Annotated in this window: 11 protein-coding genes; 7 read left to right on the top strand and 4 right to left on the bottom strand. The window is 42.2% G+C overall.

The window, feature by feature from the left end; all coding sequences use genetic code 11:
• Positions 1 to 131: 131 nt before the first annotated feature.
• Positions 132 to 1,430 (bottom strand): PAS domain-containing sensor histidine kinase, encoded by a 1,299-nt coding sequence (locus H6G17_RS12195; protein WP_192157430.1) that lies wholly within the window; start codon positions 1,428 to 1,430, stop codon positions 132 to 134.
• 147 nt (positions 1,431 to 1,577) lie between these two features.
• Positions 1,578 to 2,330: a response regulator transcription factor gene (locus H6G17_RS12200; RefSeq protein ID WP_015153506.1), complete on the bottom strand. Its 753-nt coding sequence runs from the start codon at positions 2,328 to 2,330 to the stop codon at positions 1,578 to 1,580.
• A 347-nt stretch (positions 2,331 to 2,677) separates the two neighbouring features.
• Here H6G17_RS12200 and H6G17_RS12205 point away from each other — a divergent pair, with 347 nt between their 5' ends.
• From H6G17_RS12205 to H6G17_RS12215, 3 genes are all read left to right on the top strand, one after another.
• Positions 2,678 to 3,658: a hypothetical protein gene (locus tag H6G17_RS12205; protein WP_192157432.1), complete on the top strand. Its 981-nt coding sequence runs from the start codon at positions 2,678 to 2,680 to the stop codon at positions 3,656 to 3,658.
• A gap of 117 nt (positions 3,659 to 3,775) precedes the next feature.
• Positions 3,776 to 4,855: a hypothetical protein gene (locus tag H6G17_RS12210; protein ID WP_192157434.1), complete on the top strand. Its 1,080-nt coding sequence runs from the start codon at positions 3,776 to 3,778 to the stop codon at positions 4,853 to 4,855.
• Between the two features lie 121 nt (positions 4,856 to 4,976).
• Complete coding sequence (locus H6G17_RS12215) at positions 4,977 to 5,378, top strand: hypothetical protein (RefSeq protein ID WP_192157436.1); 402 nt, start codon at positions 4,977 to 4,979, stop codon at positions 5,376 to 5,378.
• A gap of 300 nt (positions 5,379 to 5,678) precedes the next feature.
• On the opposite strand, the gene H6G17_RS34060 is transcribed toward H6G17_RS12215, so the two are convergent.
• Positions 5,679 to 5,828: a DUF2256 domain-containing protein gene (locus tag H6G17_RS34060; protein WP_106169315.1), complete on the bottom strand. Its 150-nt coding sequence runs from the start codon at positions 5,826 to 5,828 to the stop codon at positions 5,679 to 5,681.
• Between the two features lie 38 nt (positions 5,829 to 5,866).
• Between H6G17_RS34060 and H6G17_RS12225 the strand changes: the two genes are divergently transcribed.
• Together H6G17_RS12225 and H6G17_RS12230 are read left to right on the top strand one after the other, a co-directional pair.
• The gene (locus tag H6G17_RS12225; protein ID WP_347276424.1) at positions 5,867 to 6,670 is read left to right on the top strand and encodes an RNA methyltransferase; all 804 of its coding nucleotides are present in this window, start codon (positions 5,867 to 5,869) and stop codon (positions 6,668 to 6,670) included.
• Positions 6,671 to 6,942: 272 nt separating this feature from the next.
• Complete coding sequence (locus tag H6G17_RS12230) at positions 6,943 to 8,112, top strand: serine hydrolase (RefSeq protein WP_242038354.1); 1,170 nt, start codon at positions 6,943 to 6,945, stop codon at positions 8,110 to 8,112.
• A 65-nt stretch (positions 8,113 to 8,177) separates the two neighbouring features.
• On the opposite strand, the gene H6G17_RS12235 is transcribed toward H6G17_RS12230, so the two are convergent.
• Positions 8,178 to 10,247, bottom strand: a complete 2,070-nt coding sequence (locus tag H6G17_RS12235; protein WP_192157440.1) for a serine/threonine-protein kinase — start codon at positions 10,245 to 10,247, stop codon at positions 8,178 to 8,180.
• Between the two features lie 476 nt (positions 10,248 to 10,723).
• On the opposite strand from H6G17_RS12235, the gene H6G17_RS12240 reads away from it, so the two are divergent.
• Together H6G17_RS12240 and H6G17_RS12245 are read left to right on the top strand one after the other, a co-directional pair.
• Positions 10,724 to 12,409 (top strand): ShlB/FhaC/HecB family hemolysin secretion/activation protein, encoded by a 1,686-nt coding sequence (locus H6G17_RS12240; RefSeq protein ID WP_347276427.1) that lies wholly within the window; start codon positions 10,724 to 10,726, stop codon positions 12,407 to 12,409.
• 2 nt (positions 12,410 to 12,411) lie between these two features.
• Positions 12,412 to 15,990: a filamentous hemagglutinin N-terminal domain-containing protein gene (locus H6G17_RS12245; protein ID WP_192157444.1), complete on the top strand. Its 3,579-nt coding sequence runs from the start codon at positions 12,412 to 12,414 to the stop codon at positions 15,988 to 15,990.
• Positions 15,991 to 16,002 lie beyond the last annotated feature (12 nt).

Below are 16,002 nucleotides of genomic sequence, written 5' to 3' on the forward strand. Positions count from 1 at the left end.
GTTCATTGGATGGAGAAGATCGTGAAATGTTGACCGATTCTCTTTTCACAGAGAAGTATCAAAAATTATATGAAGATTTGTCTCAGGATTCAACATTTCTGCTATATTTACTATTATAAGCATCTGCTCTGTCATTGAGTTGGCAACTCAACTTGCAGCCAAGCACCTTTAGTTTCGGGATGGTTCATGGCTTTTACCGTGCCACCATGTGCCGAAACAATTTGTTTGACGATCGCTAAGCCCAATCCACTACCATGAGTTGTAAAAGTAGAAATTTTCTTTGAGTCGGGTGTTGTTTGTCTGGCTCTAGCTAGATCCCCACGATAAAGGCGTTCAAACACATGAGGTAAATCTGTTGGTGGAAAGCCACAACCAGAGTCAATAATATTTATCTGCACGTAATTAAGTTTAGTTTCTGAATTAATTAGCTCGACATTAACCCAAATCGTGCCTTGAAAAGGGCTAAATTTGATACTGTTATCGAGTAAATTTAATAACACTTGCGTTAGACGAGACTTATCTGCCTCGATCCACAAAGTTTCTGCACCAGAATAGGATAAACGGATTTGCTGTCGCTGTGCTAAAGGTTCTATAGTGTGCCATACGGAATCAATCAGCGATCGCAATTCCACTGGTTCGCGCTTGAGCTGACGGCTGGGATCTAACTCCAGTTGGCTTAATTCCAACCAATTTTGTACTAAACTAATCAATCTTTCCACTTCAGGCAAAAGGCGATCGACCCAAAGTTTATATGGTGGTTCGAGCTGTTGTTGTAAGGCTTCTACCACCAATAAAATTGAAGTCAACGGCGTTTTGAGTTCGTGTGCTAAATCGGAAACCCAGCGATCGCGAGTCCGCGCTAAATCGAGCAATGGCTGGCGATTTTCTAAAAATACACCCACCTGTCCGTTTTGCAGAGGTAAGGTGGCTGCGTTCATCGTCAGCGCTCTCAATTCACTCAGCGCGGCTGCATCTGCACTCGTTCGATGAAACAACCACTCTTTAACCTGCGGCTGCTGTCTTTCTCGCGTTTGCTCGATTAACTGGTCTAATTCATAGGAACGCACCCACTCTAACAGCAAGCGCACTTGTCCGGGTTCCCACCTCTGCAAGCCTAGCAATTGTTCTGCTTGTTGGTTGCACCACAATAACTGATTTTCTTCGTCTACTTGCAAGTAGCCTACAGGAGCGACTTGCATCAGCTGCTCCCAGGTTTGCAGTTTAGCTTGCAACTCTTTCCGCTGTTGTTGTACCGAGACAATTTCTTGCCGCAACTGAGGGATCGCTCCCAGGGAAGTTGTCATCTCACTGTCGTTAGATACTGATACTGTGCGCAGTAAACGCCGCAACTTAGCTTGCAATTGGGTATACTGCCACAACCACAAGCAAATTCCTATCCCTAGTCCCAGCAAAAACGCCAGCAGTACCATCAGAAAGGTTCAGGATCAAAAATGGGTTAACTATCACTTTAACCCTTCTTGCTAGGGAGCAGGGAGCAGGGAGTAGGGAGCAGGGGAGAAGAGAGCAGAGGGGCAGAGGGGCAGAGGAGAATTCGCCAACTACCAACTACCAACTACCTATCCAAATCGATAGCCAAACCCCCGCACCGTTACCAAATATTCTGGGTGGCTGGGGTCTTTTTCGAGTTTTTCCCGCAACCAACGAATGTGAACGTCTACAGTTTTGCTGTCTCCAACAAAATCTGCTCCCCAGACTTGATCGAGCAATTGCTCTCGCGACCAGACGCGGCGCGGATAAGTCATGAAGAGTTCTAGCAAGCGGAATTCTTTAGGGGAGAGGTTGACTTCTTGCGCTCTGACGGTTACGCGGCACTCTTGCGGATAAAGGGTGACATCTTTAAATTGTAGAATCGGGACTTGTGGTAATACACCTATGCGCTGGCGGCGTAACAAAGCACGACACCGCGCGACTAACTCCCGCATACTGAAAGGCTTTGTCAGATAGTCGTCTGCGCCAACTTCCAAACCCAAGACGCGATCGGTTTCGCTGCCTTTGGCGCTCAAAATCAAGATTGGGACTTGATTTCCTTGGTGGCGGAGCAAGCGACAGATATCTAAACCATTGATCTGAGGCAGCATTAAATCTAAAATCACCAGATCGAAGGGAAAATCTCCGAAGGTAGGTTCGCTACTCTGAAGTAAGGTCAAAGCTGTACGTCCGTCAGCAGCAGTAGCGATCGCAAAACCTTCTGCCTCCAAAGCCATTACGAGCATTTCCCGAATCAGGTTTTCATCTTCTACCACCAGAATGCGGCTCATGTGCCCGATTTCCACCTTGGGGGAACTGTTGGTCAATTCGCGAGTAAACATCGTTTTTATCGATCTGTTCTTGCACCATTATTATCTAATCGGAAGACATCCGAAATCCTTTCAACTGCAAATTTCTGAAAATCTGGATATCTCCAGATCTTGACAGCCTACATTCACTCAGATATATTTTTTACAGTACAAGTGTACTGTAAAAGCAGGTTGCGGTTAGGATTTAGCTTTGGGCTAATTGCTAAGTGCTAACTGCCAGTTTTTACAGTCATTTCAGCAATTTTACTGCTTTGCGATCGCCTCAAGGAAGGCTAGCTTAGGATCTATATCTTAGGGTATAGCCACGAGTATTCGTTTTAACTGAAATCTCTCTTAAATTTAGTTGCAGGAGTTGTAATATGAATCGATTCGTAGCTAAAGACAGTACAGATCGTTTGTTAACATTTCAACGCATTCTGGCTGATAGAAAGGATATGTCATTAAAAATTGCCACTAAACAAGAGGAGGCGGACAAGGAAAAGAATAAACAAATTCTACAAACTGCTGCTAGCTATACAGTAGATAACATCGTGAAAGGCTTAGCCGAACTGCAACTAGAGTTTGGCGGAATTGTTAACGGACTATCAGAGAAATTATCTAAAGAAACTTCTAAGTTAGACGAACTCAAGCGCGCTATTGAAGTAGAGACTCAGAATTTACAAGAATTACAACAAATTAGAGTTGTTGCTGATACTCTGTACATTTTAAATCAAGAGCATCAAGAAAAACTAAAATTAATTGAGCAAGGCACAACAACTCAACAGGAAAACTTAGAAAAAGAAATAACGCAAACGCGAAAAATTGGGCAACAAGAGCAAGTAGAGTTTGAAACAAACCTACAAACTCAAAATGAATTGTTAGTTAAAGAACGGCAGCGAGAAGTAGAAGAGTATCAATATCGACTCGTACAAACACAAAAAATTAACGCTGATACTTACCAACTGAAAAAGCGTACGCTTGAAAGAGAAATAGAAGAAGCAACGCAATCTAAAGAAAAAGATTGGACAGAACGAGAAAAAGTTTTAGCTGAACAACAATCATTGCTACAAGAATACCAAAAGCAAATTGCTGCTTTCCCTACGGAATTAGAAGAAGCAGTTAAAAAAGCTAGAGAAGAAGCGATTAAAGATGTCAACCAGGATGCAAAATTTAAAGCCGATCTATTTGAGAAAGAATGGCAAGCAGCAAAACAGAGTTACGAATTACAAGTGCAGTCTTTAGAGCAAGTTATTACTAGACAAATAGAGCAAATTGAAAACTTAACGGCGCAAATGCAAGCCGCACAGCAACAAGCTCAAGAATTAGCATTGAGAGCCTTTCAAAATGGAACTAGAGGTTAGGGGAAGAATGAAGAGATAAGGGAGACAAGTCGCAAGTCACAAGTCAAGAACCCTCTTTTCTCCCCTACTCCCTGCTCCCTGTTCGCTGATAACTGAAAACTGAAAAGGAGATTATTTATGGTAGTAAGAAAACTAAGTGAAAAGAGTACGAAAGCTGAGATCCTAGCGGCTTATGAGGAGATGTCGAAAGAAAAAACCATTCTGAAATCTCAACTCGATAAATTAGCTAAGGAAACTCTCGTAGTTCAAGCAAAACCAATATCCGAGCCAAAACTAGCCATGAATCAATCTGCAACCGTACAACAAAGAATGAATTCTATTATTGATAACTTAGGCAAAATTCAGCTAGGAGTTGGTAGTGCTGTCAGCGAATTATCAGAGCAGCTTACTACAGAGGCTTCCAAATTACAAGAGATTCGTTGTAATGTGGCAACTGAGACAGAACAATTACAAACTCTACATAGTCTAAAAAAGATTGATGATACAACTTTAGATAGCTTGATTAAGAGCTATGAAGACAATTCAAAAACTTTTAGCGAGGAGTTTAGTCAGAGACGAGAAACTTTAGAGCAGGGAGTAGAAATAAAAGTTAAGGCATGGAATAAAGAGCAAGAAGAATCTAAAGTCAAGATTAAAGAACGAAATGAAACTCAAGCGAAAACTCGTCAAAGAGAGACTGCGGAGTATAAATACAATTTAGAATTGCAGCGTAAATTAGCGGTAGAAGAATACGAACAAACTCAAAAAAACATTTATCGGGAATTAGAGGAGTTTCAGCAAACCCAAGAAAAACAATGGACAGAAAGAGAAAAAGCGATCGCAGAATGCGAAACGCAGTTTGCAGAAGCAAAATCTAAAGTAGAAGTCTTTCCTAAAGAAAAAGAAGCAACACTGAAAAAGGCAATAGAAGAAGGAAAAGGAATCGCTCACTATCAGGCAAAGATTAAATCAGATTTATATGCTAAAGAAGTCGAAGGACAAAAGCGATTTTACGAACAGCGCGTCCAATCTTTAGAACAAATTATTCAAAATCAAGAAGCGCGGATTCAAAGCCTTGCTAAACAATTAGAGGCAACTTCCAAACAAGTACAAGACTTAGCGGTGAAAGCTATTGAAGGGGCAGCGAATGTAAATTCTTATCAAACGGTTAAAGAAATTGCTTTGGAGCAAGCTAAGAACGCCCAGAAAAATAAGTAAGTGCATCCTTCTACAGCTCAAGTTGATTGCTCAAGTGTAAGCAACAAGCTATTATTTTAGCGAGATCGGCTACAGGTAGTCGGACATACCAGTTTAGCCTGCATGGAAGTGGAAACAACAGATGCAAGATCGACAAAGCAGAGAAACTGATGATATTTACGAAAGTTTAATGGTACTCAGCCATCAAGCTTTAACGAGCAATCATTATGAAGCTGCTTACCATATGCTAGTAGCTGCCATGCACTACGCTAGCGATCTGGGTGACGAACAATATCTTGCAAGAGTGGAGCAGGAGGCGAAAGCGCAACGCAACTGGATTGACTCCCATACACCAGAACATCGAATGTCCACGCAGTCAGTCAACAAGCATCATGGGAAAAACTTATATGACATGTTGGCACGACAGGCAGCGGCACAGATTGCGATCGCCAAACAAAAAAATCGAATCAATAGTCATCGGCGTTATCCTTGGCTAGGAGAGCAGTCAGGAAAATTGTCTCTAGAACAAAAGCAAACAGAATAATTTGACGTGCTGCTTTTAGATTCAATTGTTTCCGTGCTAGGAATATGACTTGTGAGGTTACCAGCTCTGGAAAAATAGCAGATCGTCTCATGCCAATTGATGAAAAAAACATTAAATCTTGACACTTAATGGTGAAATCGAGGGCAGAAACCATATTTGGTGTAAACAGCATTACAAATCTCTACAATCTGAATCGGTAAGCTGTTGAAAACCCTCCGATTGCTCAACAACCGCCATCTCCTGGCGGTTTTTTATTTTTGACCAAGAGATCGCCGCAGAGAGACATTACATGTAACGTCTCTACACTGAAGATCGGCGACGACGACAGCGTTCGGAACAATATTTCACATCATCCCAACAGTCTGCCCATTTTTTCCGCCAGGTGAAGGGGCGTTGACATACTGGACAAATTTTTGTAGGTAGGTCAGATTTAGATCGAGTGCGTGCCATATACAGTTGTTGAGAGAGTAACTAAATTTTACGGAATTGTGAATGAGTCTACTTCCCCCTCATATAGTAAAAATGGGCTTGCAGCCCCCGGCTACCCCTTGGCAGCGGTAAGAATCGTGCTGGTGGAACCAGCAGGTTCGCTGAATGTGGGAGCGATCGCCCGCGTGATGAAAAATATGGGTTTGCAGCAGTTGGTGTTAGTCAATCCCCAGTGCGATCCGCTGTCGCTGGAAGCCCAACAAATGGCAGTCCATGCCTTCGATATCTTGCAAGCAGCCCAAGTTGTAGAAACGCTACCAGCAGCCTTGCAGGGGTGTACTAGGGCGATCGCTACGACTGCTCGTCCTCGCAGCTTAGACATTCAACTAGAACAGCCGCAAGATGCCTTACCTTGGTTAATTTCAACCTCAGAACAAGCAACAGCCTTGATCTTTGGTCCCGAGTCACGAGGATTGAGTAATGAGGAAATGTACTACGCTCAGCGCTTTATCCGCATTCCCTCCAACCCTACCTATCCTTCATTGAATCTAGCTCAAGCTGTGGCGATTTGCTGTTACGAACTGGCGAAATGCAGCCAATTAGGAGTCAACGATGAAAAGAGGGCGATCGCAGTTGACTGCGCCTCTGTAGAAGCTTTAGAAGGGTTGTACCAACAACTCGAAGCGCTACTACTCAAAATTGGCTATCTTTATCCCCATACTGCTACTAGCCGCATGGAAAAATTTCGTCAACTATTTAACCGCGCTCAGTTAGAAAATACTGAAGTAGCAATGTTGCGGGGGATATTAACTCAGATGGAGTGGGCTATGAGAAATTCGGAATTCGGAAGTCGGAGGCAATGAGTGACTAGTAACCAGTTATCAGTGCTTTTATAAGCTATATTTCATCTGAAGATTTATCGCCATTACAAATTGGTTGAGATAAACTTTGACCCAATACTACTTGCTTTTACAACTCATGCAAGCAGTGTTAGGTTATTGTTCAAGTCCAGTTCGCCCTTGTTGTCTTCTGTAAGTCAATGGTATTAGAAAGCGGGTCGTCAAATTCAGGTAAGCGGTCAAACGCTGGGCATAAAAAAGGTCTAAGCAGTTCGCAACAGCGCGAACAGGCTAAGATGCGCAATCCGCGTGGGCGTTTCTCACCACAAGACGATCGTATAGTCTCTGGGGAATCTAGAAACAGCGACAGGAAAAACCGCAGCCAAACAGTGACTTCTTCTGGAACTAGTGGTAGCAGAAGAGTTACGGGCGAAACACTGCCAGCACCAACCAGAAAACAGAGTAAGCAAAGACAACACCCGCAGCGCCAGAATAAATTGATTGTATACGCCTTGCGGTTGTTAATTCTGGGAATTGGCATCAGCGCGATCGCGGGTACGATGCTATCGGCTTTAGACCCTACTACACGCATCACCTCTGAAGAAATACCAATTACGGCAATGGAAGTTATGCCGCAGCTACAAGCCAGAGAAATTGTTGCCCATGCTGCACCACTCCAGCAAACCCAAGAAATTACGGCACTGAAAACGCTGATGCAACAATTGGCAACGAACAACACTCAATTGTTTCCTGGGATGTTTTTTATCGATCCCGAGACAGGAGCTTATCTAGATTGGCATGGAGATACAACTTTTGCGGCTGCAAGTACGATCAAATTTCCCATCTTGGTTGCTTTTTTTCAAGATGTAGACGCGGGCAAGATTCGATTAGACGAGAAGTTAACTTTAAAAAAAGAATTAGTTGGTGGTGGTGCGGGAGGCTTTCAATACAAGCCGTTGAGTAGTCAGTTTACTGCCTTAGAGACGGCAACTCAGATGATTATTGTTAGCGATAACACGGCAACTAATTTACTGATAGAGCGTTTGGGTGGCATCGCAGCTTTGAATCAGCGGTTCAGAAACTGGGGTTTGACCGTAACAGAATTGCGGAACTTGTTACCAGATCTGGAAGGGACAAACACGACCAGTCCTAAAGATTTAGCGCAATTAATGGTAGCAGTGCAAAAAGGAGATCTAATTTCTGTCAAATCGCGCGATCGCCTACTCAATATCATGCGCCGCACGCATACAGCCACGCTATTACCAAAAGGGTTGGGACCAGGGGCAACAATTGCTCACAAAACTGGAGATATTGGTTCAATGGTAGGGGATGTTGGTTTAGTCGATCTGCTCAGTGGTAAACGCTATGTTGCCGTTGCTATGGTCAAGCGCCCCCACAACAACGCACAGGCAAAAGAATTGATCCGGCAAGTCTCGCGTGCTGCTTACCAAGAGTTTAGTAAGTGAGCGGTAATTAGTAGTTGGTGTGTCTTCAATTCCGAATTCCGCGATCCCCGAATTCCGAATTCTCATCAGTCTGCTGCTAGCTTTTGAGCCTTTTCTAACTGAGTTTTCAATTCTTCGCGGGGAAATCCTAAATCGATCGCTTGTTGATATGAATCTCGCGCTTCTCGATATCTTTTTAATTCTGTTAAAGCATCCCCTCGATTCGCCCAAATAAGAGGATCTTGCGGTTGTCTTTTAATTGCTTGGTCAAAGGCTTCGAGGGCTGGCTGATGGCGTGCTATTTCTGTTAAAGCGATGCCTTTTCCTAGCCAAGCGAGATGAAAGTTGTCTCTGAGTTGTATGGCTTGGTTAAAAGATTCGATCGCTTCTCCTTGGCGCTTTAAATGTTGCGATAGCAGCATCCCGCGATTGTACCAAACTTGATAATCTTTGGGACGAATTTTACTTGCTTGATTGTAGGCTATCAGTGCATCTAAATAATTGTTTTCTCCTAACAGCACCAGTGTATTGCCTTTACCCATTAAGGCTTCATAGAAATTGAAATCAATATCTATCGCCTTTTGATAAGATTCAAGCGCTTCTTGGGGACGATTTAATTTTAGTAAAATAGATCCTCTATCAGTCCAGCTAATTATATCTTTCGGTTTTCTATCCAGAAGATCGTTATAAGATGACAAGGCTTCTTCAAAATACGATCTAGCAGATTGCCCTCCTTTCATTTGTTCGACTGCCAAACCTATTTGCTGCCAAATACTCGGATCGTTAGGTCTGAGTTGCTTGACTTTTTCAAAAGATTCTGAAGCTTGCTGAGATTGATTTAAGCCTAGATGGACTAAACCTTTTCCGCTCCAAGCTTCCACATTATTCGGATTGGTTTTTAAAACTTTTGTATAAATATCTAATGCTTGTTTATGTGCATCTCCGCCTAGCTTATATAAGACCTTGCCTTTATTAACTAAGATTTTTGGGTCGTTCGGTTGATATGAATTTGCCATTTCGTAGGATGCTAAAGCAGCTTGATAGCGTCCTATGCTAAAAAGGGCATCACCCCGTCCTTTCCAAGCGTTGGCGGAGTTTGGCTTCAGACTTTCCGTAATATTTTCAAATTGTTCGAGTGCTGCTTCTGGTTGACGGCGATCGAGCAAACTATTACCTTGATATAAATAATACAAAGGGCGGATAAATGGATGAATAAAAAACTCTACGCCAACGATCGCAGTGCTTAATGCAGTCAATCCAACTACAATATAGGGATAAATCTTTTCTTTTTTAAAGAGAGGTGGTTTTTCACTAGATTTTATTCCTACTGTTTTTGAGATTTTTGCCGAACTATTTTCCAATGAAAATTTCTGTAAATCTTGCAGAACTTCTGTAACAGATTGATAGCGACGCTCGGGATGAGTGTATACCATCTTAACTAAGATAGCGGCTAATGGATCGTTAGGTGCGATCGCATCTGTTAAAACTAACCTATCTTTATCGTCTCGTTTGAATTCGCTGGGATGACTTCCCGTCAAGAATTGAGCTGCTGTAATTCCCAACGCATAAATGTCGCTGTTGAAGCTGGGTTTTCCTGCCCATTGTTCCAGGGGTGCGTATTCAGGTGTAATAATTTTAGTCTGAGTGGGTTGCTCGGCGATCTGAGAATTGGGATCTAATTGTTTGACTGCACCAAAATCAATTAAAACAAACTGATTATCTCGCTCTCTTTTAATGATGTTAGATGGTTTGATATCGCGATGAATAATATTTTGCTGATGTAGCGTGTTTAAAACTAATAAAATCTGTTGTAAAAATTGTACTACCTCTTGTTTCTGCCACGGAAAGTTAATTAACTCGTTGAGAGGTGTACCGTGAATATATTCCTCAACTAAATAGTAGCTTTCTCCTTCCTCAAAGTAATTCATGAACTTGGGAATTTGATGATTTTGCTGTAGCTTGAGAATCTTCACTTCCCTTTGAAATAATTTTTGAGCTGTTGCTAAATCTGCTTGTTGGATGTCAAGCTTTTTGATCGCGCAACGCATATTATCTGACCAAACATCTTCAGCAAGATATGTAATTCCAAAACTTCCTCGTCCTAAAATCTTGATGACTCTATAGCGTCCGTCAAGTAGTTTTTCTGTTCTTTCCATCGATCTCAATTAATTTCAATGGTTAATATTTCGGTGATGTAGAATCTTATACCTGCTGAAACAATCGCTCACTGAGTTGTTATGGTGAATAATGCTAACCCTAATTGTAAAAACAATTAGACTCTGGATTATAGTATATTTCTGTATTTAAAGATAGCAACAAACTTAATTTTTTTATATTTGTTGAATAAATACTACAAGTTACAACTCTTCAAACGGAGAAGAAGCCGATCGCTTATTTACCCAACATTGGTTAACTTTTATTATGAAGATAGTGACCTCAAAAAACAATATGTGGTAAATAAATTTTCATTAAAAATCTTAAATATGTAAACCAAAGCGTTCGTGCAAAGCGATCGCAAATATTTTTGTCTAAGGAGTAAAACCATTTGAATCGTGGCGAACATTACCGATGTTTCCGGCTCAACTTGGCTATTTTATCGATCCTAGAAGTACCGATCGCATTCTTTAGTTCTATTGCTTGGGCGGGAGACTTGAATAGTGTATTTTGCTGCACAGAATCGACTGCGATCGTGTCTCAGCTTCCCAACCCAATTCCGCCCAGACAGCCTGAATTGCCGACTCCAACCCCGCGACCTACGCCGAAGCCTCCTCTAGATGTCACCCCGACTCCTACCCCAACTCCAGAGCGTTCAGAAGCACCAGGAACTATTACGGTCAAGCAGTTTGAGTTTGTAGGAAATACAGAAAAGGCAATTAGTGACGCGCAGTTGAGGGCTGCAACCAAAACATTTACTAACCGACCGCTTTCCTTTGCTGAACTGTTGCAAGTTGAAGCGGCGGTGACAAAACTGTACACCGATGCAGGTTATATCAACTCTGGGGCGGTGATTCCGGCAGGACAAACTTTTGCGCCAAAAGCAGCAACGGTCAAAGTGCAGATTGTTGAAGGTGGACTGGAAGACATTCGCGTCACGGGGACGCGACGACTGAATCCGAAGTATGTTCGCAGTCGATTAGCGATCGCAACTACTAAACCTTTGAACCGATTGAAACTGCTGGAAGCGCTGCAACTATTGCAGCTCAACCCCCTGATTCAAAATCTGTCAGCGGAATTGTCGGCTGGTTCGCGTCCAGAAACAAGCTTGTTGGAAGTTAGGGTGACAGAAGCAGATTCTTTGCGGACGGAATTATTTGCCGATAACGGTCGCGTTCCCAGTGTGGGTAGTTTTCGGCGGGGAATCGATTTCAGGCAAGCCAACTTATTTGGGATTGGAGATGGCTTGAATTTGAAATACACCAACACTGAGGGTAGTAATGCTTTTGACTTGAGCTATACAGTACCCTTTAATCCTCGAAATGGGACGTTTACCCTAGCGAGTGGGTTTATCGATACCAATGTTGTCGAGCCGCCTTTCGACCGGATTGATATTACGGGAGACTCGTTTTACTTGGAACTGAGTTCTCGCCAACCGATTATTCAAACGCCAACGCGAGAGCTAGCATTAGGTTTAACTTTATCTCGCCAGCAGAGTCAGACCAAAATTGGTGGGGAAGAGATTCCGATTTCGCCTGGAGCCGATGAGGATGGGGAAACCAAGGTATCTGCAATTCGGTTTTTTCAGGAATATACCCAACGCAGCTCCCAACAAGTTTTTGCCCTACGTTCTCAGTTCAGTTTAGGAGTGGGATTGTTTGACGCAACGATTAACAGCGATCCGCCCGACAGTCGATTTTTCTCTTGGCGAGGACAAGGGCAGTACGTGCGACAGTTAGCACCAGATATGTTATTTGTCTTGCGTTCCGACCTGCAATTTGCTTCTGAAACCCTCGTACCGTTGGAACAGATTGGCATTGGTGGTTTTCAGAGCGTTCGAGGCTATCGGCAAGACCAGTTGTTGACTGATAATGGCTTGTTTACTTCGGCAGAAGTGAGATTTCCAGTGCTACGAGCAAAAGATATTGAAGGAGTTTTGCAGGTTGTTCCTTTTGTTGATTTTGGTTTGGGTTGGAATGGTTCTGACAATCCCGATCCCGATCCTAATAGTTTGGTGGGTGTTGGTTTGGGTTTGCAATGGCAAATGGGCGATCGCCTGAATGCTCGTTTGGATTACGGTATTCCGCTGACGAATGTTGATTCGCAGAATCGCACTTGGCAAGAAAATGGTTGGTATTTTTCAGTAAATTATAGTCTTTTTTAATTATGAAATTAGTGTGGCGATCGCTCTTTTTCTATTCGTTTTTGATGGCGAGTTTGGTTAGTTTAGTTCCGCTGGCTAGCGTCAAAGCCCAGATCGAGCCGGATAATACTTTAGGTACAGAAAACTCTCAAGTAGTGCCTGATATCGTTGATGGGATTGATTTGATTAATGGTGGTGCGACTCGCGGCTCCAATCTTTTTCACAGTTTTCGCGAGTTTAATATAGATGAGGGAAGAGGAGCTTATTTTTCTAATCCTGATGGTATTGCCAATATTTTCAGTCGCGTTACAGGGGCAAATCCCTCAAATATTTTGGGTAGGTTGGGAGTATTAGGTAATGCCAATCTGTTTTTAATTAATCCCAATGGAATTTTCTTCGGACGTAATGCCAGTTTGGATTTAAGGGGATCGTTTTTTGCGAGTACGGCAAATAGTTTAGTATTTGACAATAATTTTGAATTTAGTGCTAGCGATCGTGCTGCGCCACCGTTGTTGACTGTAAATATCCCCACTGGGCTACGATTTCGAGATAATCCTGGCAACATTACCGTGCAAGGATTCGGACAGGATTTTGGGTTAGATGGTATTGGTGGTAGATTTGCTACTCCTACTCTAGAAGTAGCACCAGGGAATATTCTTGCTTTGGTGGGTGGTAATGTAGCTCTAGACGGTGGTGTTTTACAAGCTCCAGGGGGTCGAGTTGAGTTAGGAGGTGTAGCATCGGCGGGAACAGTAAGACTGGATGAGAATCTTGGGTTGAGTTTTCCTACTGACATAACACGAGCTGACGTTTTTTTAACAAATCGCGCTGGAATTAATGTTATAGGAAGCTTTGGAGGTATTAACATCAATGCTCGAAATATTAACATTGCTGAAGAAAGTTTACTGACTGCTGGTCTATTTCCAAATTTGGAAATATTTAATCTTCGAGCTGATGATATTACACTCAATGCAACTGGAGAAACCAGAATAGACCGTAGCAGAATTGAGAATAACGTAAATTCAGGAACTATTGCAGATAATAGTAATATTAGAATTACAACTGGCTCATTTATTTTAACTAATGAATCAGAATTAAGTACTTCTAATCTTGGCTCTGGCGAATCAGATATCGAAAATCCCAGAGTTGCTGGAGATATCACACTTGATGCTAGTGGGCAAATTGCTATTGATGGAGGAGCAAGCATATTTAGTACTGGCTTTTTTGGAAGAGTTTTTCTCACGTCTGCTAATGGTTCGATAAATATTAATAATGCTTCGATTAGAGCTACAGGTGAGAATGATATTGCCAATTCTGAAAATAGTCGTTTTAGTTTAATTAATCTTACTGCGCCTCAAGGCTCAGTTTTTCTGGATGGAGCAGAACTTGAAGTAAGTAACTCTGGTATTGGATTTGCTGGAGATATTAAACTTAATGCCCGCGAACTTGTTGAAATTAAAAACGGAAGCGCAATTTCTAGCAATGGTAATCGCGGACGAATTTTAGTTGGCGAAACTACATCACCTAAGATATTTCAGCTCGACAATTCTACTCTAAATACAACTAATGAAGGGGTTAGTATTGAAGATTTTCCAGATACGCAAATTAATGCTGGAGATATATCAATTGATGCGACTGAGAATATATCTTTAGAGAATACCTCTGAAATTATCTCTTCCACTGAGCGTTTGGGAAATGCAGGTAACATTTTCTTAACAACTAATGGTTCATTAAATTTTTCTAATGGTAATTTATTTAGTAACGTGAGAGCTGGAGGCAGGGGTAGAGCAGGTGACATCGCTATTAAGGCTGGTTCTCTTTCTATATCCAGCAACGCACAAATACAATCTGGTGTTCTAGAAGCATTAGGGGACAGGCAGGCTGGACGAGGAAATGATATTAGTCAAGTAATAATTGATGTTCGGGATGATGTGAGAATACTGCGTAGTGGTATCTTTACTGATGTGGAGTCAGGCGCTAGTGGTAATGCAAGCAATATTAAGATTACGTCTCAAGCTGGCTCAATCTTTTTAGAAGATAGTGCTTTATTACGTAGTTCAAACACAAGTGATGGTTTGGCAGGAGATATTGTCCTCAATGCCCGCGATCTCATTTCTATTAACAATAGTGGAATTGAAAGTAAAGGTAATTTTGGTCGCATTCTGATTGGGAAATCTGAAATTTCAGAAGAAACTTCTTCACCCAGGATAGTTAGTATTAATAATTCTACCTTAAGTACTACAAACAATAGTGTTAAAGGTTTCTCAGATACTCCTCTAAATGCTAAGGAGATATCGATTAATACGCTTGAAAGTATTTCTCTTGCGAATCAATCTAAAATTATCTCTTCTACTGAGCGTTTGGGAGATGCAGGCAACATCTTCTTAACAACCAATGGTATTGTAGAGTTTGATGCTAGTACTTTGTTTAGTAATGTAGAGAATGGCGGAATAGGAAGAGCAGGTGACATTACAATCAAAGCTAATTCTTTAAATTTGCTCAGTGGCTCACAAATACAATCTGGTGTAGTAGGAACTTCAGAAGGTAATTCACAGGCTGGGCTAGGAACTGGTGTTAGTCAAGTAACAATTGATGTTGAAGGCGATGTGAGAATCAGTGGCTTTAGAATCGATCCAAATACTCAAGAAATACTGCGTAGTGCAATCTTTACCGATGTAGAGGAAGACAGCGCTATCGGCAATGCCGGAAACATTACTATCATATCCCGTCGTGGTTCATTAGTATTAGATGATGGTTTCTTGTTGAGTGAAAACGCAGGAGGTGGCACAGCGGGTAATATTATAGTTGCAACGGCTAAGGATATTCGATTAGATAATGGCGCATCGATCGACGCTGACACAATAGGAGGTCAAGGTAATATCGATCTGCGATCGCGCGATCTAATCTTACGCCGTGATAGCAACATTAGAACTAATGCCCAAGCTGATGCTACTGGAGGCAATATCACAATTAATACTGGAAATCTCGTTGCTTTTCCTACAGAAAATAGTGATATAACTGCCAATGCAGAAGGTGGTAGCGGTGGGAAAATCACAATTGATACTCAAGGGGGTCGTTTTGGAATACGATCGCTGAGTCGGTCGGAACTTGAGAGATTGCGTCCTAACGATCTAAATCCCAGTCAATTACAGACGAGTGACATCACTGCCATTTCGCAACAAGAACCGTCTTTAAGCGGCACTGTTGACCTCAACAATCCAGATGTAGATCCCAGTCGCGGGTTGATTGAATTGCCGGAAAATGTAGTCGATCCTTCGACACAAATTGCTCAGAATCCCTGCCAGCGGGGTGTAGGAAGTGAATTTACCGTGACAGGACGGGGAGGATTGCCACCTAGTCCAGACCGCACTCTCAACAGCGATAACGTGCGAATTGATTTAGTTGTACCTGTCCCTAGTAAAGCTAATACTGCGACAACAAATATTAACTTACCATCCATAAATTCTAATACTCAAGAAATCGTACCAGCTCAAGGATGGGTGTTCAACAACAAGGGTGAGGTGATGCTCACGGCTTACGATCCTACGAATAAAGGCGTTGAGCGTTATAGGCAAAATCCTGCTACTTGTGCGGCACGTTGATTTAAAAAGTCA

The organism is Chroococcidiopsis sp. [FACHB-1243], from assembly GCF_014696895.1.
Lineage (GTDB): Bacteria > Cyanobacteriota > Cyanobacteriia > Cyanobacteriales > Chroococcidiopsidaceae > Chroococcidiopsis.

Excerpts from the sequence above, each read along its gene's own strand:
- H6G17_RS12195 (WP_192157430.1), bottom strand. The coding sequence starts at position 1,430 with ATGGTACTGCTGGCGTTTTTGCTGGGACTAGGGATAGGAATTTGCTTG.
- H6G17_RS12200 (WP_015153506.1), bottom strand. The coding sequence starts at position 2,330 with ATGTTTACTCGCGAATTGACCAACAGTTCCCCCAAGGTGGAAATCGGG.
- H6G17_RS12205 (WP_192157432.1), top strand. The coding sequence starts at position 2,678 with ATGAATCGATTCGTAGCTAAAGACAGTACAGATCGTTTGTTAACATTT.
- H6G17_RS12210 (WP_192157434.1), top strand. The coding sequence starts at position 3,776 with ATGGTAGTAAGAAAACTAAGTGAAAAGAGTACGAAAGCTGAGATCCTA.
- H6G17_RS12215 (WP_192157436.1), top strand. The coding sequence starts at position 4,977 with ATGCAAGATCGACAAAGCAGAGAAACTGATGATATTTACGAAAGTTTA.
- H6G17_RS34060 (WP_106169315.1), bottom strand. The coding sequence starts at position 5,828 with ATGGCACGCACTCGATCTAAATCTGACCTACCTACAAAAATTTGTCCA.
- H6G17_RS12230 (WP_242038354.1), top strand. The coding sequence starts at position 6,943 with ATGCGCAATCCGCGTGGGCGTTTCTCACCACAAGACGATCGTATAGTC.
- H6G17_RS12235 (WP_192157440.1), bottom strand. The coding sequence starts at position 10,247 with ATGGAAAGAACAGAAAAACTACTTGACGGACGCTATAGAGTCATCAAG.
- H6G17_RS12245 (WP_192157444.1), top strand. The coding sequence starts at position 12,412 with ATGAAATTAGTGTGGCGATCGCTCTTTTTCTATTCGTTTTTGATGGCG.